Source organism: Candidatus Pelagibacter sp. PS_31 (assembly GCF_059417865.1).
The window spans coordinates 752,878-773,077 of sequence record NZ_CM182069.1 but is presented as its reverse complement, the minus strand read 5'-3'; the positions used below and the strand labels follow the sequence as shown (position 1 = coordinate 773,077).

21 protein-coding genes are annotated in these 20,200 nt (G+C 31.1%); 17 read left to right on the top strand and 4 right to left on the bottom strand.

The features are described from left to right. Positions 1 to 40: 40 nt before the first annotated feature. Genes AC5SLN_RS04135 through AC5SLN_RS04115 form a run of 5 tightly spaced genes read left to right on the top strand, consistent with a single transcriptional unit; the run spans position 41 to position 6,237 of the window. Positions 41 to 400, top strand: coding sequence for a hypothetical protein (locus AC5SLN_RS04135; protein ID WP_271579849.1), 360 nt, complete (start codon positions 41 to 43; stop codon positions 398 to 400). A 59-nt stretch (positions 401 to 459) separates the two neighbouring features. Next, positions 460 to 2,892 (top strand): GcvT family protein, encoded by a 2,433-nt coding sequence (locus tag AC5SLN_RS04130; protein ID WP_494591284.1) that lies wholly within the window; start codon positions 460 to 462, stop codon positions 2,890 to 2,892. Continuing rightward, a complete protein-coding gene (locus AC5SLN_RS04125; protein ID WP_494592864.1) occupies positions 2,892 to 3,641 on the top strand; it encodes an electron transfer flavoprotein subunit beta/FixA family protein in 750 nt (249 codons plus the stop codon). Before AC5SLN_RS04130 ends, AC5SLN_RS04125 begins: the two co-directional genes overlap by 1 nt. Then, positions 3,641 to 4,594 carry an electron transfer flavoprotein subunit alpha/FixB family protein gene (locus AC5SLN_RS04120; RefSeq protein WP_494591282.1) on the top strand — a complete coding sequence of 318 codons (954 nt, stop codon included), beginning with the start codon at positions 3,641 to 3,643 and terminating at the stop codon, positions 4,592 to 4,594. Before AC5SLN_RS04125 ends, AC5SLN_RS04120 begins: the two co-directional genes overlap by 1 nt. Before the next feature lie 23 nt (positions 4,595 to 4,617). After that, the gene (locus tag AC5SLN_RS04115) at positions 4,618 to 6,237 is read left to right on the top strand and encodes an electron transfer flavoprotein-ubiquinone oxidoreductase (RefSeq protein ID WP_494592862.1); all 1,620 of its coding nucleotides are present in this window, start codon (positions 4,618 to 4,620) and stop codon (positions 6,235 to 6,237) included. Here AC5SLN_RS04115 and AC5SLN_RS04110 read toward each other — a convergent pair whose 3' ends face one another. Beyond that, a complete protein-coding gene (locus AC5SLN_RS04110) occupies positions 6,238 to 6,456 on the bottom strand; it encodes a hypothetical protein (protein WP_494592861.1) in 219 nt (72 codons plus the stop codon). It lies immediately after the preceding gene. 104 nt (positions 6,457 to 6,560) lie between these two features. Here AC5SLN_RS04110 and AC5SLN_RS04105 point away from each other — a divergent pair, with 104 nt between their 5' ends. Further along, complete coding sequence (locus tag AC5SLN_RS04105; protein ID WP_494592859.1) at positions 6,561 to 7,532, top strand: DeoR family transcriptional regulator; 972 nt, start codon at positions 6,561 to 6,563, stop codon at positions 7,530 to 7,532. 5 nt (positions 7,533 to 7,537) lie between these two features. Here the strand turns inward: AC5SLN_RS04105 and AC5SLN_RS04100 are convergent, their stop codons facing one another. Together AC5SLN_RS04100 and hisI are read right to left on the bottom strand one after the other, a co-directional pair. Beyond that, positions 7,538 to 7,912 carry a DUF2237 family protein gene (locus tag AC5SLN_RS04100; protein WP_011282250.1) on the bottom strand — a complete coding sequence of 125 codons (375 nt, stop codon included), beginning with the start codon at positions 7,910 to 7,912 and terminating at the stop codon, positions 7,538 to 7,540. Further along, positions 7,913 to 8,380, bottom strand: a complete 468-nt coding sequence (gene hisI, locus AC5SLN_RS04095; protein ID WP_494591278.1) for a phosphoribosyl-AMP cyclohydrolase — start codon at positions 8,378 to 8,380, stop codon at positions 7,913 to 7,915. A gap of 77 nt (positions 8,381 to 8,457) precedes the next feature. Here hisI and folE point away from each other — a divergent pair, with 77 nt between their 5' ends. Genes folE through AC5SLN_RS04080 form a run of 3 tightly spaced genes read left to right on the top strand, consistent with a single transcriptional unit; the run spans position 8,458 to position 10,978 of the window. After that, complete coding sequence (gene folE, locus AC5SLN_RS04090) at positions 8,458 to 9,066, top strand: GTP cyclohydrolase I FolE (RefSeq protein WP_494592857.1); 609 nt, start codon at positions 8,458 to 8,460, stop codon at positions 9,064 to 9,066. 20 nt (positions 9,067 to 9,086) lie between these two features. Continuing rightward, positions 9,087 to 10,088, top strand: a complete 1,002-nt coding sequence (locus AC5SLN_RS04085; RefSeq protein ID WP_494592855.1) for an oxidoreductase — start codon at positions 9,087 to 9,089, stop codon at positions 10,086 to 10,088. Further along, on the top strand, positions 10,088 to 10,978 hold the full coding sequence (locus AC5SLN_RS04080) for a LysR family transcriptional regulator (protein WP_271479778.1): 891 nt from the start codon (positions 10,088 to 10,090) through the stop codon (positions 10,976 to 10,978). Before AC5SLN_RS04085 ends, AC5SLN_RS04080 begins: the two co-directional genes overlap by 1 nt. On the opposite strand, the gene AC5SLN_RS04075 is transcribed toward AC5SLN_RS04080, so the two are convergent. Continuing rightward, complete coding sequence (locus AC5SLN_RS04075) at positions 10,979 to 12,412, bottom strand: helix-turn-helix domain-containing protein (protein ID WP_494576291.1); 1,434 nt, start codon at positions 12,410 to 12,412, stop codon at positions 10,979 to 10,981. It abuts the gene before it with no gap. A gap of 111 nt (positions 12,413 to 12,523) precedes the next feature. On the opposite strand from AC5SLN_RS04075, the gene AC5SLN_RS04070 reads away from it, so the two are divergent. The 8 genes from AC5SLN_RS04070 (at position 12,524) to AC5SLN_RS04035 (ending at position 20,165) form a co-directional block, all read left to right on the top strand. Next, positions 12,524 to 12,685, top strand: coding sequence for a hypothetical protein (locus AC5SLN_RS04070; RefSeq protein ID WP_271626206.1), 162 nt, complete (start codon positions 12,524 to 12,526; stop codon positions 12,683 to 12,685). Positions 12,686 to 12,729: 44 nt separating this feature from the next. After that, a complete protein-coding gene (gene aceA / locus AC5SLN_RS04065; protein ID WP_020169557.1) occupies positions 12,730 to 14,004 on the top strand; it encodes an isocitrate lyase in 1,275 nt (424 codons plus the stop codon). Between the two features lie 435 nt (positions 14,005 to 14,439). Then, a complete protein-coding gene (locus AC5SLN_RS04060) occupies positions 14,440 to 15,459 on the top strand; it encodes a Fe(3+) ABC transporter substrate-binding protein (RefSeq protein ID WP_011282242.1) in 1,020 nt (339 codons plus the stop codon). Between the two features lie 74 nt (positions 15,460 to 15,533). After that, entirely contained in the window at positions 15,534 to 17,150 is a 1,617-nt protein-coding gene (locus AC5SLN_RS04055) for an ABC transporter permease (protein ID WP_494592853.1), read from the top strand. A 4-nt stretch (positions 17,151 to 17,154) separates the two neighbouring features. After that, the gene (locus tag AC5SLN_RS04050; protein ID WP_018414277.1) at positions 17,155 to 18,213 is read left to right on the top strand and encodes an ABC transporter ATP-binding protein; all 1,059 of its coding nucleotides are present in this window, start codon (positions 17,155 to 17,157) and stop codon (positions 18,211 to 18,213) included. A 19-nt stretch (positions 18,214 to 18,232) separates the two neighbouring features. Continuing rightward, positions 18,233 to 18,931 carry an AzlC family ABC transporter permease gene (locus AC5SLN_RS04045; RefSeq protein ID WP_494592851.1) on the top strand — a complete coding sequence of 233 codons (699 nt, stop codon included), beginning with the start codon at positions 18,233 to 18,235 and terminating at the stop codon, positions 18,929 to 18,931. Further along, positions 18,931 to 19,248, top strand: coding sequence for an AzlD domain-containing protein (locus AC5SLN_RS04040; RefSeq protein ID WP_494592849.1), 318 nt, complete (start codon positions 18,931 to 18,933; stop codon positions 19,246 to 19,248). Before AC5SLN_RS04045 ends, AC5SLN_RS04040 begins: the two co-directional genes overlap by 1 nt. Next, positions 19,218 to 20,165, top strand: a complete 948-nt coding sequence (locus AC5SLN_RS04035; RefSeq protein WP_027307050.1) for a DMT family transporter — start codon at positions 19,218 to 19,220, stop codon at positions 20,163 to 20,165. The genes AC5SLN_RS04040 and AC5SLN_RS04035 overlap by 31 nt, the downstream gene beginning before the upstream one ends. The last annotated feature ends 35 nt before the right edge of the window (positions 20,166 to 20,200 follow it).

Genomic DNA, 20,200 nt, shown 5'->3' with positions numbered 1-20,200 from the left:
ATTAATAAAGCCTAATAGTAATATTGAGCCATACCAGGTTGTGGAAATTCAGTTGAAAAGTTTACAAAAAAACAACTCTCCCACCATAGATAATGGCATTGAACAAACCTGGGAATTTGCTCATCCTAGTAATAGAAAAAGCACAGGACCTTTAGATAGATTTAAGACCATGCTGAAGGGCAAGTCATATAAAATATTATTAGATCATTTAGATCATGAAATTGTTCAAGAAAACCTTAACAATTCAGTAGCCTTGTTTGAAGTTAGTGTTCTTGGAAAAGACAAATCCTATTACAAATTTAAATGGCAGGTTGAAAAGTATAAAATAGATGGTCCCTTCAAAGATTGCTGGTTGACCACAATGGTGTCCGCTCCAATGCCCCTAGGATCTTCAATTTAATTTAGAGGGTAAACGAATTTTGTTTCGTTCGTAATGAAAATTTAGTAGGAATCGTGTTAATGAAATCTAAAGCTAAAGTTGTTGTAGTTGGTGGTGGTGTAGTAGGAGTTAGTGCTCTTTATCACTTAGCAAAAAAAGGCTGGTCTGATGTTGTTTTAATTGAGAGAAAAGAATTAACATCTGGATCTACTTGGCATGCAGCAGGTCTACTTCCATTATTTAATATGAGTTATTCGGTTGGACAGCTTCATAAGTATGCAGTGGATCTTTATAAAAAATTAGAAGAAGAGACAGGACAAAATGTTGGTTTCAGTGTCGTATCAAATATTCGTTTAGCAAGCACTAAAGATAGAATGGATGAGTATCATCAATATGCAGGTGTTGCTCAAACAATTGGTGTGGATGTAAAATTTTTAACACCAGATCAAGTAAAAGAAATTTGGCCATTGTGCCGTACAGAAGATTTACTTGGAGCAATCCAACACCCTGAAGATGGATACATTCAGCCAGCTGACTTAACACAAGCAATGGCAACAGGTGCTAGAAATTTAGGTGCAGAGATTTATAGAAACACAGCTGTAGTTGGAATGAAACAAACTAAAGATGGCTGGATTGTTGAAACAGATAAAGGTGCTATTGAATGCGAACATGTAATTTCTTGTTCTGGAAACTTTGCTAGACAAACTGGAAAAATGGTTGGATTAGATATTCCAGTAATACCAGTTGAACACCAATATATTGTAACAGAACCTCATCCAGATATCGTAAAAAGAAAAAAAGATGGCTTACCTGAAATGGGAGTTTTAAGAGATAGCGACAGCAGATGGTATATGAGAGAAGAAGCAGGTGGATTAATATTAGGACCATACGAAGATGGTGCACCAGCTTGTTATGTTGATGGGCCATCAAAAGATTCAGAGTATGAATTATTTCAAGAAGATTTAGATAGATTAGCACCGCATATAGAAGGAGCTATTCACCGTGTACCAGCTTTTGGAGAAGTTGGAGTTAAGAAAGTTTATAATGGTGCAATTTGTTATACACCAGATGGAAACCCAATTGTTGGACCTGCATGGGGATTGAAAAATTTTTGGATTAATGAAGGACATAGTTTTGGAATAACTGCAGCAGGAGGAGCGGGTTGGCAACTTGCAGAATGGATAATTGATGGTGAGCCTACAATAGATATGCTTGGTGTTGAACCAAGAAGGTTTGGTGATTATGCAACAAAATCTTATTTAAAAGAAAAAAACGAAGAAGCTTACAATCATGTATTTAAAGTTCACTATCCAGATGAAGAAAGAGAGGCTGCTAGAGAATTAAGAACATCACCTTGTTATGATAGAATGAAAGCATTAGGCGCAGTATTTGGTCAAAAATTTGGTTGGGAAAGACCCAACTTCTTCGCAATTGACGGGATGGAGCAAAAAGATGACTGGTCATTTAGAAGATCAAAATGGTTTAAAGCAATTGAGCAAGAATGCAAAAATGTAAAAGAGAATGTTGGTCTTTTAGATATGACGGCATTTGCTAAATGTAGAATTAAAGGACCTGGTGCTGAAGAGTTTTTAGATTATTTAGTTGCAAACAAACTTCCTAAAAAAATTGGAAGAATTGGATTATGTCATGCACTTAATACTAAGGGTGGAGTGCACTCTGAATTTACAATCATGAAAGAAGCTGAGGGAAGTTACTATTTAGTTTCTGCAGGAGCAAACCAAAGATTAGATCATGACTGGATTCAAAAGTGGATGCCAACTGATGGTAGTGTTCAATTTGAAAATTTAACAAACAGTATGGGAGTTCTAGTTGTATCTGGTCCTAAAGCTAGAGAACTAATGAAAAGAGTTTCAAGAGATGATTTTTCAAATGAAAATTTTAAATGGTTGAGTGCAAAAAATATTGATGTTGGTAATGCACCAGTTAACGCTATGAGAGTAAACTTTGTAGGTGAGCTTGGCTGGGAATTGCATCATCCAATTGAATATCAAAATCACATCTTTGATAGATTAATGGAAGCTGGAAAAGATTTAGGTCTTAAGCCTTATGGAATTAGAGCAATGAATAGTTTGAGACTTGAAAAATCTTATAAACTTGTTGGCACAGAATTATCAATTGAATATTCACCTTACGAATCTGGGTTAGATAGATTTATTCATCCCAACAAAGGAAATTTTATAGGACTAGATGCTTTGAATAAATGGAGAGAAAAAGGATTTTCAAATCAATTGGTTACCTTAGAAGTTCACAATATAGAAGATGCAGATGTTTTAGGAAATAATCCAATTTATAATAGTGGAAAAGTTATAGGACGTGCAACTGGTGGAGATTTTGGATTTAGACTTGGAAAATCAATCGCATTAGGAATGGTCAAACCAGAGATTGCGACACCAGGGCAAAAATTGAAAATTGATATTCTTGGTAAAATGTACGATTGTACAATTTTAGAAGAAAGCCCATATGATCCTGAAAACAACTTATTAAGAGCATAATGAAAATATTAGTCGCTGTAAAAAGAGTTATTGATTACAATGTTCAAATCAGAGTTAAAGAAGATGGCACAGGAATTGTTACGGATAATGTTAAGATGTCAACCAACCCACCTGATGATAATGCAATTGAAGAGGCTGTAAAAATTAAAGAAGCAGGTAAAGCAACAGAAATAGTTGCGGTTACTATTGGTGAAGAAAAAGCACAAGAAACAGTTAGAAAAGCATTAGCTGTTGGTGCTGATCGAGGAATTCATGTTAAAGTAGATGGCGTAGTCGAACCCTTAGCAGTAGCTAAAATATTACAAAAAATTGTTGATAAAGAAAAACCTGATCTAGTATTTATGGGTAAACAAGCAATTGATGATGATTGCAACCAAACAGGACAAATGTTGAGTGCTTTATTGAACTGGCCTCAAGCAACTTTTGCATCAAAAATTGACATTAAAGACAATAAATTAGAAATAATTAGAGAAATTGATGAAGGCTTAGAAACTATTGAAGTTAATGTTCCAGCGGTAGTTACTTGTGATTTAAGATTAAATGAACCGCGTTATGCATCTCTACCAAATATTATGAAAGCTAAGAAGAAACCAATAGATCAAATGACAACTGCAGATTTAGGTGTTGATGCAACACCAAGAGTTCAACAAATTAAAGTTGAAGAGCCACCAAAAAGAAAAGCTGGAATTAAAGTATCAAGTGTAGCTGAACTTGTGCAAAAGCTTAAAAATGAGGCGAAAGTTATATAATGTCAATTTTATTAATTGCTGAACATAATAATAAAGAATTAAGACCTTTTACTCTTAACGCTATTACAGCCGCATCACAAATTGATGGTGATGTTCATGCATTACTAATAGGAAACAATTGCTCTGATGTTGCAAAAGTTTTATCTGAAATACCCTTGGTTAAAAAAGTAATACAAGTTGAAGCCACTCATTATGAAAATTTTCTACCCGAAAATTTTGCACCATTGATTGTTAAAGTTTCTGAAAATTATTCACATGTAATTAGTTCGGCTAATACATTTGGTAAAAACTTAATGCCAAGAATAGCAGCTTTAATGGACACATCACAAGTTAGTGACATAATCAAAGTGGTATCTCCAGATACATTTATCAGACCTATTTATGCGGGAAATGCATTTGCAACTGTAAAAAGCACTGATAAAAAAAAATGTGTAACTATTAGACCAACTTCATTTGAACCTTGTGAAACTTCAGGTGGATCAGCACCCATTGAAGAAATGGATTCGATAAAAGAGTTTACGTTATCTAAATTTATTAAAAGAGAAGAAGTTAAATCAGACAGACCAGAACTTGGAACTGCAAGAATTGTGATCTCAGGTGGAAGAGGTATGCAAAATGGTGACAATTTTAAATTAATTACTGATATTGCAGATAAATTAAATGCTGCAATAGGAGCTTCGCGTGCAGCAGTGGATGCAGGTTACATAAGTAACGAACATCAAGTTGGTCAAACGGGTAAAGTTGTAGTGCCAGATCTATATATTGCAGTTGGTATTTCTGGAGCAATTCAACATTTAGCTGGTATGAAAGAAAGTAAAATTATTGTCGCAATAAACAAAGATGGAGAGGCACCTATTTTTAGTGTTGCTGATTACGGTTTAGAGGCTGATTTGTTTGAAGCTCTCCCTCAATTCCTAGAAGAATTGAATAAATTAAACACTATACAAAAATAACAAATAATATAAAAAATTACCATATGCCTAGAGAAGCAATGGAGTATGACGTGGTAATTGTTGGTGGTGGCCCATCAGGACTATCGACTGCTATTAAACTCAAACAATTAGATCCAGAATTAAATATTTGCCTACTTGAAAAAGCATCCGAAATAGGAGCTCATATTTTAAGTGGCAATGTTTTTGAAACTAGAGCTTTAGATGAGCTATTACCAAACTGGAAAGAACTTAATTCACCTATAAAAACTAAGGTTTCTAAAGAAAAATTCTTATTTTTAGGAAAATCTAAATCATTAAGCTGGCCGACATGGCTACTGCCATCAGTTCAACAAAATCATAATAATTATATAATCAGTTTAGCAAACTTATGTAGATGGCTTGCAGAACAAGCAGAAGCCTTAGGTGTTGAAATATTTCCAGGCTTTCCTGCAAGTGAAATTTTATACAATGAAGAGGGGTCAGTTAAGGGAGTTGCAACTCAAGACATGGGAGTTGATAAAAATGGCAACAAAAAAGATGGCTTTGAACCAGGCATAGAACTTTTAGGAAAAGTTACGGTTTTTGCAGAAGGATGCAGAGGACATCTTGGAAAACAATTAATTGAAAAATTTAATTTATCAGAAGGTAAAGACCCTCAACAATATGGAATTGGTTTTAAAGAAATTTGGGAAATCAGTGAACAAAATCATGATGAGGGAATGGTAATGCATACAGCAGGGTGGCCATTAGATAACAATACTTATGGTGGTAGCTTTATGTATCATGCAGAAAACAAACAAGTTTTTTTAGGCTATGTAATTGGTCTTGATTATAAAAACCCACATCTTTCACCGTTTGATGAATTTCAAAGATTTAAAACTCACCCTGCAATTAAAAAGATAATTGAAGGTGGAAAACGTATTTCTTATGGTGCACGTGCTTTAATTGAAGGTGGATTTCAAAGTTTACCAAAAATGTTTATGCCTGGTGCTTTATTAATTGGTTGTGATGCAGGAACTTTAAATATGCCTAAGATTAAAGGGTCTCATACTGCAATGAAAAGTGGAATGATTGCTGCTGAAACTATAAATGAACATTTAAAAGAAAAACAAGATTTATCAATTTATGAAGATAAATTTAAAAAAAGTTGGATTTATGAAGAATTACATAGCGCACGAAACGTTAAGCCAAGTTTTAGTTGGGGCTTAATCTTAGGAATAATATTTACAGGAATTGATCAAATTTTGTTTAGAGGTAAATTACCATTTACACTAAAACACAAACATGCTGATCATGAAACTTTAAAACCAGCAAATGAAATGCCAAAAATAGATTATCCCAAACCAGATAACGTGATCACATTTGATAAAACAAGTTCAGTTTATTTAACAGGAACAAATCATACCGACAATCAACCCGTACACTTACAACTAAAAGATCCAAATTTACCAATTAGTTATACTTTAGAAAAATTTGATGAACCGGCACAAAGATATTGTCCTGCAGGTGTTTATGAAGTTCAAAATGAAAACGGTGTAAATAAATTTGTTATAAATTCACAAAATTGTATTCATTGCAAAACTTGTGATATTAAAGAACCTTCTCAAAATATTACTTGGGTAACACCTGAAGGAAGTGGTGGGCCTAAATACGGAAATATGTAGTTAAAAGGATAAGATAATACCGGCAACAATAATTAGGCAAGACGTTAATCCAACAAAAACTAGGTTTGTTAGATTTTCTTTTTCTTTAACTTTTCTAGCTCTATTTAAAAGAATATTAATATCTACTCTTCCAGATGACGAAACTTCCTCACTTTTTTCGGGGGTCGCCAAAGAAGAAGGATTATTAATTTCAGTACTAATTATTTTTTCTGTACTCATGCAATTAATAAACCATCAAACTACAAACAACACAATTCACCTGATGTTCATTTTGGGTTGACTTTAATCTTAATTATGTTCATTTTGGGTTATAATATAATTTTATGTCTAAATCACTTCCTGAAATATCAAAGCAAATTCGGAGTGAGAATATAAGAGAAGTAATTGAGAAAAACTTTGTTTCGATAATGCCTGTTTGGGCACCACTACAATTAGCTTGGGTTAATAATGTTTACAGAACTTTTCATGATTATGAAAAATTTATGATCATTATGCATTTATTGATGAACACATTTGAAGCTTATTCAAAGAATTTTGTGAAGTTAAATTATGAGGAGTATTTTGATCAAAATGAGGTTGAAATAGAAACAATAAATGTAATAGAGATATCCAAATCACTTAATATACCAAAAGAAACTGCTAGAAGAAAAATTAATGAATTAGAAGAAATCGGCGTAATAAAAAGAGTAAATAGAAAGATTATAATTGATAGAAACACTTGGCCAAGCATTAAACCTGAAGAAACAATAAAAAGAATGACGAGATTTTTATCAACTCTTTCAAATGTATGTGTTGAAGAAGGGATAATATCAGAACCATTCAGCAGTGAACGTTTAACAGAAACAAGCAAGGAATATTTTTCATTTGTTTGGAAACTTTATTATGAAATGCAAATGCCTATGTTATTAGGATTTAAAAAAGTTTATGGCGATCTAGAATCCTTTCATATTCATGGCATTTGTTTAGTCAATCACGCTTTGCACTCAAAAAAAAATGATAATAGTGAAATGAATAAAGAATTTTACTTAGAAAAGTACTTCTTTGCTGAGCAAAAGGAGGAAGTAGGTGTTAACGCAATGTCTATCTCAGATATTACAGGCATTCCAAGAGCTACAGTTTTTAGAAAATTAAATATATTATTAAAAGAAAAATTTTTAACAATAAACAGTAAAAAACATTATTCTATAACAGGAGTTCACCAAAAAAAAATATTAAACGTACAAAAAAATACCCTAAACAACTTATCTAAATTTTCTTCACGTATTTATAATTTAAGTTTAATGAAAGATAATTAAATTAATTAAGATAAATCAATAGCATTTTTCTTTAAAACCTCCATTGAAACAAGCTTTAAAGTTTTTTCATGTGTTCTTTTTAAATAAACAGGGCATGGTTTTCCAGCATCGGCAGCTCTTGCATACCAACTAGCACATACACACCAACCATCTCCAGCTTTTAGACCTGGAAACCCAAATTCAGGATGAGGAGTTATTAAATCATTCCCAGCTTCTTTACACCACTCTAAAAATTCTGTTGTAACTTTTGCACAAACTGTATGCACACCGTGATCATTTTCATCAGTACTACAACAACCATCTCTATGCCATCCAGTTAAAGGGTCGTTAGAACACTCTTCTAGATCTTCACCAAGAACATTTTTTTGATTGTCACTCATTTAAATTTTTGTAGGATTAGGTTGGCCTTTGTAGACAACCTCTGGATCAAATGATTTTTCTTTTTCTTCAAATTTCATTTCAATTTCTCTACCATTTTCAATTGGGCCCAGTGGAATTGATCTATAAAAACATGATCTAAACCCAACATGACAGCTTGAACCATCTCCAATATCAACCGTTAACCAAATAGAGTCTTGATCATCATCAATTCTAATTTCAGTTACTTTTTGAGTAAAGCCACTAGTTTTGCCTTTGTGCCAAATTTGCTGTCTAGATCTACTAAAATAATGAGCTTCTTTAGTCTCAATGGTTTTTTTAAAAGCTTCAACATTCATGTAACCATGCATCAAAACATCTTTAGTTTTTGAACACATTGTAATAACTGGAATTAATCCATCATTATCAAATTTTGGTGAAAGGAGTTTGCCCTCTTCGATTTCAACTATATTTTCTCTTTTTTTAAACATAATTAGGTAATTATGTAGCATATTGTTAGATATATTAAATATTTTAAAAACAATGATTTACTGTATAAAGTTGCCTTATGAAATTAGTCGAAGACACAGATAGCAAGATTTTAGATACCAAAAAAGTTTCTGACAAAGAAGCTGAAGAGGCTTTTAAAACTATTTTAGCTTGGATGGGTGAAGATCCTAGTAGAGAAGGATTATTAGAAACTCCAAAAAGAGTTGTTAAAGCATTTAAAGAATATTTTGGTGGATACACTGAAGATGCTGAAAAAATTTTAGAGAAAACTTTTGGTGATGTTGAAGGTTATGATGACATGGTTGTTGAAAAAAATATTTCAGTATCAAGTCATTGTGAGCACCACATGGCACCAATAGTTGGTACAGCACATGTTGCTTATATTCCAAATGAAAGAGTTGTAGGTTTAAGTAAACTTGCAAGAGTAGTAGAAGTTTTTTCAAAAAGATTACAGACACAAGAAAGATTAACAATGCAAGTTGCTCAAGCTTTAATGACTTCATTAGATGCAAAAGGAGTTGCTGTTACAATTGATGCAGCACACCAATGTATGACGATGAGAGGCATTAAAAAAGAAAATGCAACAACCGTTACAAATTATTTCTTAGGAGAGTTTAAAAAAGATTTAAGTATTCAGAATAGATATTTAAGATTTATTAGTAAGTAACCTTCCTAAGGGAGAAAAACATGTCGGATAATTTTAAAGCACTAATTGTTAATCAAGAAAGTGAAAATTTTACACGAGAAGTAAAATCAATAGATAAATCATTTTTAAAACATGGAGATGTACTTGTTCAAGTAGATTATTCAGACTTAAACTATAAAGATGCACTTATTTTAAATAATGGGGCAAAATTAGTAAAAGAATTTCCACATATCCCAGGAATTGATTTTGCAGGCACTGTTTTAGAAAGTGATAATTCAAAATTTGTAAAAGGGGATGAAGTGATCCTTACAGGTTGGAGAGTGGGTGAAATTTACTTTGGTGGTTATTCTCAGTTAGCAAAAGTTAATGGAGATTACTTAGTTAAAAAACCAAAAGACATTACATCTAAACAGGCAATGATCTTAGGGACTGCTGGACTAACAGCATTATTATGCTCTTTTGCAATCAAAGCACGAGAAGAACTTCTATTAGGTGAAAAAGTTAAAGATGTTTTAGTTACTGGTGCATCTGGCGGTGTTGGAAGTATAGCAGTGATGATTTTAAATAAATTTGGTTATGATGTTACAGCTGTTACTGGAAAAGCTGAAAATGAAGAATACTTAAGATCATTAGGTGCTAAAAACATAATAAATAAAGCAGATTTAGATAAAGACGCTAGACCATTAGACAAAGGTTTGTGGGACGGTGTTGTTGATACAGTTGGTGGAAAGATACTTGCTAATGCACTTGCTCAAACTAGAGACAATGGAATTGTTGCAGCTTGTGGAAACGCTTCTGATTATAAATTAAATACAACAGTTATGCCTTTTATTATTAGAGGTGTTAAACTTTGGGGAATTAATTCTGTTACAGCATCTATTAAAAGAAGAGAGTTTGTTTGGAGTGAAGTTAAAAGTCTTATTGATTTTGAACAATTAGAAAAATCAATAAAGACAGTAAGCTTAGAAGATTTAATAGACATATATCCAAAAATGTTAAAAGGTGAAACATCTGGAAGATATATAGTTGATCTTAATAAATAATGGATTGGGATAAATTAAAAATATTTCATGCAGTTGCAGAAGCGGGAAGCTTCACTAACGCAACAATAAACCTAAACTTAAGTCAATCAGCAATTAGTAGACAAATCCAATCGTTAGAACAAGATCTTAAAGTGCAACTCTTTGAAAGGCACGCTAGAGGTCTTACATTAACTGAAAATGGTGAATATTTATTTAAAACAGCCCATGATGTAATTAGTAAATTAAAAGAAGTTGAGTCAACCTTAGGAGATCAAAAAAATAAACCAACAGGTAAATTAACCATTACAACAGTTAGAAGTTTTGGTACCCACTGGTTAACACCTCGTATTCAAGAATTTATGACTTTAAACCCTGAAATAGAAATTGAATTAATTTTTGAAGATAAGGAATTGGATTTAAGTACGAGACAAGCAGATATAGGTATTTTCATGAGAAGACCTAAGCAGCTCAATTATATTCAAAAAAAATTAGTGGATTTAAAATATTATATTTATGGCTCTAATAAATATTTAGAAAAACATGGGATGCCGAAAACCATTTCAGATCTTAATAAACATAAATTTATTTCATTTGGAAAAGGAGCACCATCTCCCGTCTATGATCCAGATTGGGCTTTAAAGCTTGGAATTAAAGATGGTAAAAAAAGAAAACCAGTAATGAAAGTTAATAGTGTTATGGGTTTACTTTTGGCAGTTGAAGCAGGCGTAGGTCTTGCAGCACTTCCAGAGTATTTAGTTTCAAATTCAAATAATATAATAAAAGTACTTCCTAATTCAGAAGGACCTATAACAGAGGCTCACTTTGTCTATCCTCAATCACTTAAAAACACAGCAAGAATAACCGCTTTTAGGAACTTTTTGTTTAGTAAAATTGGTGATTGGAAGTCTTAATTAACTAGACTTGTCATTAACATAAACTGAAACACCTCTAGAATTGATATCTACATCAAATTTTTTGTGTAAAGGTGGAAAGGCTCTTTGTGGACAATCCAATCTATCACAAGTTCTGCAAGATACACCAATGGGAATTTCTGTAGTTTTATCACTTACATTAATGTTTTCAGTATAGACAAAGTCTTTTGCATATTTGGCATCACAACCTAGTCCAATTGATAAAATACTTTTTGATTGACCAAATCGTCCGACACCTTTTTCAACTGTTCTTGCAATACACACATATTTTTCACCATTAGTCATTTTACTTACTGCTGCTTGAATAACACCGGGTCTTGTGAAGGCTGAATAAACATTCCATCTAGGACATGCACCACCATATCTTGGTATATCAATTCCTGATAATGAAAATCTTTTTGAAATATTTCCAGCCATATCAACTCTTAACATGTGAAAAGGAATTCCAGGTAATTTTGGATCTTGTAAACATGTTACACGATGAGCAACTTGCTCAAAAGAAGTTGCAAATGTATTTTGTAAAAGTTCCAAGTCATACTTTAATTTTTTACATTCAGCATGAAAGGGCTTGTAGGGCATTAAAATTGCAGCACCACAATAATTTAATAAAGCAACTTTAGTTAATTTTTTAGACTCATCTGATGGAAAAGAAAATTTCGATAAATAATTATCAATATCTTTCATTGCACCTTCTTGTGCAATTTGAGCAGCAGCATGAAGTTTTTTTGTTTCTAGGGAACTATAATCACTTAACAAAAGTTCTTTTTTGCTCTTATTATAGATTTTAGAAAAAGGCTTTCCTTCTTCAGGTAAAATATCTTTTACTGTAATTGAATATTCTTTATTTAAATACTCACATAACGCAATATATCGAGTTCTGTTATTTTTTTGAATTTTATCAAAAACTTTATTTGCAAATTCTTCTAATTTCGGAAAATAGTTTTTATGTTGTTGAAGAAAATCAGATATTACTTCTCCAGGAAAAGAGTTTTTTCTATTATCCACTATCTTACCTGAAATTTTTTCTATTTTATTAATTAGTTCGTGATCTTTCTTTTTAAGAATATCTCCTAATCTAACAAGAGCTCTACCGATCTTAGGGTTTGTGCCAACAAGATCTTTAACTTCAGGACCCAGAATATCTAAGTCTTCAAATAATTTATCATCTAAAATTTCTGAAATTGTATTTTCTAAATTAATATCTGATTTTGAAGTTAAATCTGAAAGTTGGATATTTAATTTATCACAAACCTTAAGTAATAAATCTCCATCTATTTTTCTTTTTCCACTTTCAATTAAATTCAAATAGCTTGGAGAAATTCCCAGATCCTCTGAAAGCTTATTAGCTTGCAGCCCTAACTGCCTTCTAAAAGCTTTTATTTTTGGACCTATTTTAATATCTAATTGACTCATATTAGTTATTTGTAAATTTTGTAAATTTAAATTTACAATAAATTATGTTGTTTTACAAGGCTTTTAACGATTTTGTTGGAATTTGTAAATTTAGTAAATTATAAAGTTTACATGGACGATAAAATAAAAAACACTGAAAATGAAGCTCAAATCATAAGAGAAGAAGACATTTCTCAATATAATGCAAAAGGCATCTATATGAGAGATGATTACTGTGATTGGGGTTCAAGTGGAATGGATGCTTTAGTTGATCAAATCAACGACAGTAATTAATTCGTTCACTTAAATATTTTCACAACACAACAGTAAAGGACTAAATGAGTGCTGAGAACATCTCATACGATTTAAAAAGATTTGCAGGAATTAAAAGAGACTATACCCAAGAAGAGGTTGAGAGATTAAGAGGTTCAATCAAAATTGAATATTCTATGTGTAAACACCAATCCAAAAAATTATGGGATTTGTTAAATTCTGAAAATTATATTAATACATTGGGATCTCTATCGGGAAACCATGCTATTCAACATGCGAAAGCTGGATTAAAAGCAATTTATTTAAGTGGATGGCAAGTAGCAGCTGATGCAAATACAGCTGGTGAAATGTATCCTGATCAATCTTTATATCCATATGATAGTGCACCAAAATTAGTTGAGTCTATGAATAATGCATTAATTAGAGCAGATCAAATTCAGCATATGGAATTACAAGATGGTGAAATGAAATCAAAAGATAGAACAGATTATATGTTGCCGATTATTGCAGATGGTGAGGCAGGTTTTGGTGGTCCATTAAATGTTTTTGAATTAGCAAAAAAATTTATTAAAGCAGGTGCGGCTGGAGTTCACTTTGAAGATCAATTAGCTAGCGAAAAAAAATGTGGCCATATGGGTGGAAAAGTTTTAGTTCCAACTGGCACTATGATTAAAAACTTAAAAGCTGCAAGACTTGCAGCGGATATTGCAGATGTACCCTTAATAATTTTAGCAAGGACTGATGCTAATGCTGCAAAATTAATTACGAATGATTTTGATGAAAATGATAAACCATTTTTAACTGGTGAAAGATCACCAGAAGGTTTTTATTATGTTAAACATGGAATTGATCAAGCAATCTCCAGAGGTTTAGCTTATGCTCCTTATTCAGATTTAATCTGGTGTGAAACTGCAACACCAAATCTTGAGGAAGCAAAAAAGTTTGCAGATGCAATTCATGAAAAGTTTCCTGGTAAATTATTAGCTTACAACTGTTCTCCCTCGTTCAATTGGAAAAAGCATTTATCAGATGCTGAGATTGCAACATTTCAGCAAAAAATTAGTGAGATGGGTTATAAATTTCAGTTCATTACTCTTGCAGGATTTCATACTCAAAATATTGCAATTTTTGAACTTGCTGAAAGATATAAAACAGAAGGAATGACGGCTTATTCTAAAATCCAAGAGCTTGAATTTGCTAGAGAAAAAGATGGTTACACAAGTGTTAAACACCAACGAGAAGTTGGAACGTCTTATTTTGATGCAGTTTCAAATACCATAAGTAGTGGAAAAAGTTCTACAACTGCTATGGCAGGATCAACAGAATCTGAACAGTTTTAATTAGTCTTTAATAAGCTTTCTAAATATGATTATATATTTAGATGCTTATAAGTAGTTTACTTTTAATTATTCTCTATATTTCTCACAGATACATTGTTGCTTGGATTATCTATTACAATAATACAGATGAACGTTTTGGTAATTCTGTATGGCGTTGGTCATATGACTATCAAGTAATTGGAGAAAGAGATGTTTCAGACCTTGATGATAAGCCATTTGTAAGAAAAAGAAGAGTTAGAAACCGGGCTGTCTCAATAATGTACTGCAATTTCTTTATAGGGTTTTATGCATTCATGTCTTTCTTAAGTAATCTGCTTATCCGGATATTAACTTAATTAACCATTGTAAACTGCGTCAATAAATGCGATTGATAATCATTCGCAATGTTAATAATAAGCATTCTAAACTAATCAAGGGTAAAAAATAAAGGAAAAAATGAAAAAAATTATACTTATTATATTAACCTTGAGTTTTTTTAAAAGCATGACATTAGCTAATGAAGTTAATGTTTTTAGTGCAAGACATTACGATTCAGATATCCAGCTTTACAATAAATTTACATCTCAAACTGGAATTAAAGTGAATGTCATATCCGGCAAAGATAAATCTCTTCAAAAAAGAATTATAGAAGAAGGAAAAGATTCAAAAGCTGATCTTTATATTACAGCTGATGCTGGAAAGTTAGGACTTTTCGATTTAAAAGGGATGTTTCAAAACTCTATGTCGCCAGCAATTAAATCTGCAGTACCGGCAAACTTTAGATCTAAAAATTGGACAGGAATAGCTAAAAGAGCACGAATAATTTATTACTCTCCAGAGAGAGTAAGTGACAATGATCTTAATGGATTGACTTATGAAGGTCTTGCTGATCCTAAGTGGAAAGGTAGAATTGTTATAAGACAATCTAATAATATTTATAATCAATCTCTAGTAGCTTCATTAATAGATAATAATGGAAAAGAGAGAACTACTATTTGGGCAGAAAATTTGGTTAAGAATATGGCTAGAGACTCAAAGGGAAATGATAGAGCTCAGATTTTAGCTGTAGCAGCTGGCGAAGCTGATATTGCTGTTGCAAATACTTATTATTACGCACTTATGCTTTCTGGTAGTAAAGGTGCAGAGCAACAAGAGGCTGCAAAAAAAGTATTACCATTTTTCCCAAATCAGGGTGATAGAGGAACACATATGAATATTAGTGGAGGTGGAATATTAAAATATGCTCCAAATAAAGATAACGCAATTAAACTGTTAGAGTTTTTATTAACTAAAGATGCTCAACAACATATTGTTAATAATACGTATGAATATCCAATGATTGAAGGTGTTGAGCCTCATGGATTAATTACACAAATGGGGTTTAATTTTAAACAAGACCTTAAAACTAAAGTAGCTAATTACGGAAAAAATCAAGCTATCGCATTAGAGATAATGCTTAACGCGAAGTGGAAATAAAGAGGTTATAACACAGCGCGCTTTTAATATTAAGTTAATTACCCTGCTTGATGTTATTAGTGCGTTGTTAAAAAATGGGTAATAAGATTAACATTTGGTATTTTAGTTCTTTTGTCATATCCATAATTGTAGCTGTACCCATTATAACTGTATTCAGTAGTTTCTTTGAAACAACTGGAGGCTATGTAACAGTTTTAAAAAATACTTTTCTTTTAGATTATATTTACAATTCATTAATACTTTTAATAGGTGTTTTAACCTTAACTTTTATTATAGGAGTTGGTTGTGCTTATTTAGTTTCATTTTACAAATTTCCAGGAGTTAATTTTTTTAAATGGGCTTTAATTTTATCATTTGCTGTACCAGCCTATATTTATGCATATTCATTAACTGCTTTTTTTGAAAACTATGGAACGGCTTTTTCAATTTTAAAAAACTTATTGGGCGAGGGAAATTACAACGCTCATATTCCAAAGTTTGATGGAATGTTAGGTGCAATAATTTCAATATCATTTTCACTATTTGGTTATGTTTATGTATTAACTAGAGCATCATTTCATTATCAGTCACAAAACTTACTAGAACTTGGAAAAAACCTTGGTTTTTCAAAACAAAAATCGTTTTTTAAGATAATCTTACCTTCAGCAAGACCTGCAATAGTTGCTGGTCTTTCTTTGGTTGCAATGGAAGCTTTATCTGATTTTGGTTCAGTTTCATTTTTTGGAGTGTCCACTTTAACAACAGGTATTTATAATGCTTGGATATCTTTTGACGATCTCACTTTGGCAAACAGGTTATCCTCTTACTTGTTAATTTTTATACTTGGGTTGTTTGTCTTAGAAAATTTATCTAGAAAGAAAGCTCAATATCACACATCTTCAAAAGGAGGATTTAAATCAAAATCTGTAATTCATTTATATAATTATAAATCAATTTTAGCGTTTTTATTTTGTACGTTAGTATTTTTCTTAAGTTTTTTATTCCCAGTTTTTCAAATGTTATATTGGACAATTATTTTTCCCAAACATTTATTAGATTTAAATTTAATTCAATTATTTTCAAATACGATATTGCTAGTTTTTTTAGCATGCTGTGTATTGATATTATTGGCCTTTATTTCAAACTATGGAAGTAGAGTTTCAAAAAGTAAATTTTTAGAAGCATTAAATACATTTTCTATTTCTGGATATGCAATACCTGGAATTATTTTAGCTGTTGCTTTTATAACATTTATTTCATGGCTAGATCTAAATATGATTAATTACCTTGGAACAGAATCGATAAAATCTATTTTCATTGGATCTATTTTAGGATTGGTTATAATTTATTTTATAAGATTTTATTCCTTAGCTAATAACGGAATTAAATCTGGCTATCTAAAAATTAATTATTCTATAGATGAGAGCGCATATCTTCTTGGTTATTCAAAATTTAAAACATTTAGAAATATTCACCTTCCTTATTTAAAGAATTCAGTTTTATTAATAGGTATTTTGTTAACTATAGAGATAATTAAGGAATTACCCATTACTCTAATTATGAGACCATTTAATTTTGAAACCTTTGCAACAAAAGCATACATTTATGCTTCCCAAGATTTACTTGAAGCTGCAGCGGCCCCATCATTACTGCTTATTCTTATTGCAAGTTGCTTTATTTTAATTACATCTAGATATATCCTTAAGGATTAAAATTATGACAAAAAATTTTTTAGAAATAAATAATGTAACATTTGCAGCAAGTGCTCAGAGCAAAGTAAATAATGTGTCTCTTACAATCGAAAATCAAGGAGACATTGTTTGTTTATTAGGCCCATCAGGTATTGGTAAAACTACTATTCTTAGAACAATTGCAGGTTTGGAAAAAATACAATCAGGAAAGATTATCTTAAAAAATAAAATCTTATCATCTGATAAAACTCATATTGAACCTGAAAATAGAAATATTTCTATGGGGTTTCAAGACAATTCACTTTTTCCCCATTATACGGTTTTAGAAAATATAAAATTTGGTGCTGATAGAAATAAAAAGAAGAAGAAAGGCTTAAATTTAAATGAAATAAATAAGCTTCTTCATATCGAACACATTGCTGATAAATATCCACATCAGATAAGTTCTGGAGAAGCTCAAAGAGCTTCATTAGCAAGGTCTTTGCTATCTAATCCTGATTTATTGTTATTAGATGAACCTCTTTCAAATGTTGATCAGAACTTTAAAGAAGAAATACAGGTTAAATTAAAGCAAATTTTAACAGAACATAAAATTACAACAATTATTGTAACGCACGACTCATACGAAGCTTTTTATTTGGGAACAAAATGTGGAATAATTTTAGATGGTCAACTTAAACAATACGATGATCCGTATAATGTTTACCATTTTCCAAACTCAATAGAGGTGGTTAATTTTTTAAATCGAGGCATATTAATCCCAGCAAAAGTTACAGGTGAAAATAGTTTAGAAAATGATGATCTTGGAACAATAACTGGAGATTTTATAAAACATTATCCAAAAGGGTCTGAAGTTCAACTTTTATTGCAGCCTGAAGATCTAGAACATGATGATCAAAGTAACTTAAAATTAGAAGTAGTAGATAGAAAATTTAGGGGAACAAATTTTATCTACACCCTTAAAACTACAAGTAATAAATTAATACCAGTGTTTGTCCATTCCCACCATATTCATCAACATGAAGTAGATGAAAAATTTGGTATCAAGCGTCCTATTAATATTGATCATATAGTTTGTTTCTAATACAAAATCTTAAATTAAAATGAATAATAGATTAAAAACATTATCCAAAGGGATTATTGATGTAAGTCCTTTAATGATACCGGTAGTTCCATTTGGAATTATATATGGTGTTATTGGAATGGAGCTAGGTTTGAGCGCGTATATGACATTTGGTATGTCTATTATAATTTTTGGTGGAGCCTCTCAAATTGTCTTATTGCAATTATTTTCTGGAGGTGCATCATCATTAGTTGCAATAACATCAGTTACGGCAGTAAACTCTAGACATTTGTTGTACGGTGCAGTTTTTTCTGAATATCTATCTCACTTAAGGCTTACTTGGAAAATTATATTATCCTATGTATTAATTGATCAAGCATTTGCTGTTTCAAATATTTATTTTAAAAAAAATAAAGAAAATAAATTTAAACATTACCACTTATTAGGAGCTGGTTTTACCTGTTGGACTATTTGGCAGATATCAACAATTTTAGGTATAGTTCTTGGATCAGTAGTACCTGAAGAGTTAGGTTTAAGTTTTACTATTTCTTTAACATTTTTAGCTTTGTTAATTGATGATTTTAGAAAGTATAAAAATATTATTGTAATGTTAGTCTCAGGAATTGTTGCAACTGTTGGGTATAATTCAATACCATTTCAAGCTTACATTATTATAGCAACACTCACAGCTTTATCGGTTGCTACTATAATCACATTAATTGACCAGAAGAAAAAATAATGCATTGGACGACAATTATTTATTGTGGAATTTTGACTTACTTAACAAGATTTTCTATGATTTTTTTCTTAAAGAAAGATATTCTAAACGAAAAGACAAAAAAAGTTTTGTCTTACGTTCCATCAGCCATTTTTCCGGCAATAATATTCCCTCCTATATTTCTTAATGCTACAGGGTCTATAGACATTGATAGTAATCCTAAGATACTAGCAGCTATAATTGCGATAATTATTGGATATTTTAGTAGAAGTATTATTGCAACTATTCTTGTTGGACTAGCCTCATATTGGTTCTTGATTTTTGTATATTACCAATAAAAAAGCCTATATTTACTCACAAAATGTTTCCTAAAGTTAAAATTAACAATGAGTTATTGGGCATACTTTATATGCTTTTATGTCAGTTTTCATTTGCAACAAATGATGCTTTTGTAAAAAACATATATGAACATTTCGATGAAATATTTGTTTTAAATCAAATAATTTTTATAAGAGGGATTTTTACACTACTATTTATAGTATTATTTCTTTACATAAAAAAACAATTAAATTTTAAGTTAATTTTTTCTTCGACAGAACTAAAGATAAGAGGGCTTCTTGAATCTTTAGCCGCATTATTTTTTTTTATTGGTATTGCCTTACTACCGTTTGCAAAAGTTTATATTCTATTAAGTATGGCACCAATTATCTTAACTGCATTTGGGGCAATCTTTATGAATGAAAAAGTAAGATGGAGAAGATGGAGTGCTGTAATTTTAGGTTTTATTGGAGTGGTTGTAGTTGTTAATCCAGGGAAATTAGAGTTTGGTTATTATTTTATATTTCCAATCTTAGCTGCAATCATGCTTTCAATTAGAGACATGTACACAAAAAATTTTAAAAAAGATTATCACAGTCTTCAAACTGCATTTATGACATGTTTTGTTGTGACTATTTTTTTTGGAATATTAAGTATTTACAAATTTTATGATTTTACGTTAAAAGATATTTTTATTTTATTTATTTCTGCTTTTTTTTTAGCAATGGGTTATATTTTTTCAATTGCAACTATCAAGATTGCACTTGTGTCTGTTACATCAACTTTTAGATATTCAGTGATTTTATGGGGCATTATTTATGGATATTTTTTATTTGATGAAGTTCCTTCGACTAATAGTTATATTGGAGCATTAATTATTATAATTAGTGGTTTAATTATCATATCAAGACAGAAACAAATTGGGGTTATAAAATAAAACAATGAGTTGTTAATTAACCATGTATCTTATAC

Excerpts from the sequence above, each read along its gene's own strand:
- AC5SLN_RS04125 (WP_494592864.1), top strand. The coding sequence starts at position 2,892 with ATGAAAATATTAGTCGCTGTAAAAAGAGTTATTGATTACAATGTTCAA.
- AC5SLN_RS04050 (WP_018414277.1), top strand. The coding sequence starts at position 17,155 with ATGACAAAAAATTTTTTAGAAATAAATAATGTAACATTTGCAGCAAGT.
- AC5SLN_RS04100 (WP_011282250.1), bottom strand. The coding sequence starts at position 7,912 with ATGAGTGACAATCAAAAAAATGTTCTTGGTGAAGATCTAGAAGAGTGT.
- AC5SLN_RS04075 (WP_494576291.1), bottom strand. The coding sequence starts at position 12,412 with ATGAGTCAATTAGATATTAAAATAGGTCCAAAAATAAAAGCTTTTAGA.
- AC5SLN_RS04105 (WP_494592859.1), top strand. The coding sequence starts at position 6,561 with ATGTCTAAATCACTTCCTGAAATATCAAAGCAAATTCGGAGTGAGAAT.
- AC5SLN_RS04120 (WP_494591282.1), top strand. The coding sequence starts at position 3,641 with ATGTCAATTTTATTAATTGCTGAACATAATAATAAAGAATTAAGACCT.
- AC5SLN_RS04055 (WP_494592853.1), top strand. The coding sequence starts at position 15,534 with ATGGGTAATAAGATTAACATTTGGTATTTTAGTTCTTTTGTCATATCC.
- folE (WP_494592857.1), top strand. The coding sequence starts at position 8,458 with ATGAAATTAGTCGAAGACACAGATAGCAAGATTTTAGATACCAAAAAA.
- AC5SLN_RS04115 (WP_494592862.1), top strand. The coding sequence starts at position 4,618 with ATGCCTAGAGAAGCAATGGAGTATGACGTGGTAATTGTTGGTGGTGGC.
- aceA (WP_020169557.1), top strand. The coding sequence starts at position 12,730 with ATGAGTGCTGAGAACATCTCATACGATTTAAAAAGATTTGCAGGAATT.
- AC5SLN_RS04040 (WP_494592849.1), top strand. The coding sequence starts at position 18,931 with ATGCATTGGACGACAATTATTTATTGTGGAATTTTGACTTACTTAACA.
- AC5SLN_RS04045 (WP_494592851.1), top strand. The coding sequence starts at position 18,233 with ATGAATAATAGATTAAAAACATTATCCAAAGGGATTATTGATGTAAGT.
- AC5SLN_RS04060 (WP_011282242.1), top strand. The coding sequence starts at position 14,440 with ATGAAAAAAATTATACTTATTATATTAACCTTGAGTTTTTTTAAAAGC.
- AC5SLN_RS04080 (WP_271479778.1), top strand. The coding sequence starts at position 10,088 with ATGGATTGGGATAAATTAAAAATATTTCATGCAGTTGCAGAAGCGGGA.
- AC5SLN_RS04070 (WP_271626206.1), top strand. The coding sequence starts at position 12,524 with ATGGACGATAAAATAAAAAACACTGAAAATGAAGCTCAAATCATAAGA.
- AC5SLN_RS04085 (WP_494592855.1), top strand. The coding sequence starts at position 9,087 with ATGTCGGATAATTTTAAAGCACTAATTGTTAATCAAGAAAGTGAAAAT.
- AC5SLN_RS04130 (WP_494591284.1), top strand. The coding sequence starts at position 460 with ATGAAATCTAAAGCTAAAGTTGTTGTAGTTGGTGGTGGTGTAGTAGGA.
- AC5SLN_RS04110 (WP_494592861.1), bottom strand. The coding sequence starts at position 6,456 with ATGAGTACAGAAAAAATAATTAGTACTGAAATTAATAATCCTTCTTCT.
- hisI (WP_494591278.1), bottom strand. The coding sequence starts at position 8,380 with ATGTTTAAAAAAAGAGAAAATATAGTTGAAATCGAAGAGGGCAAACTC.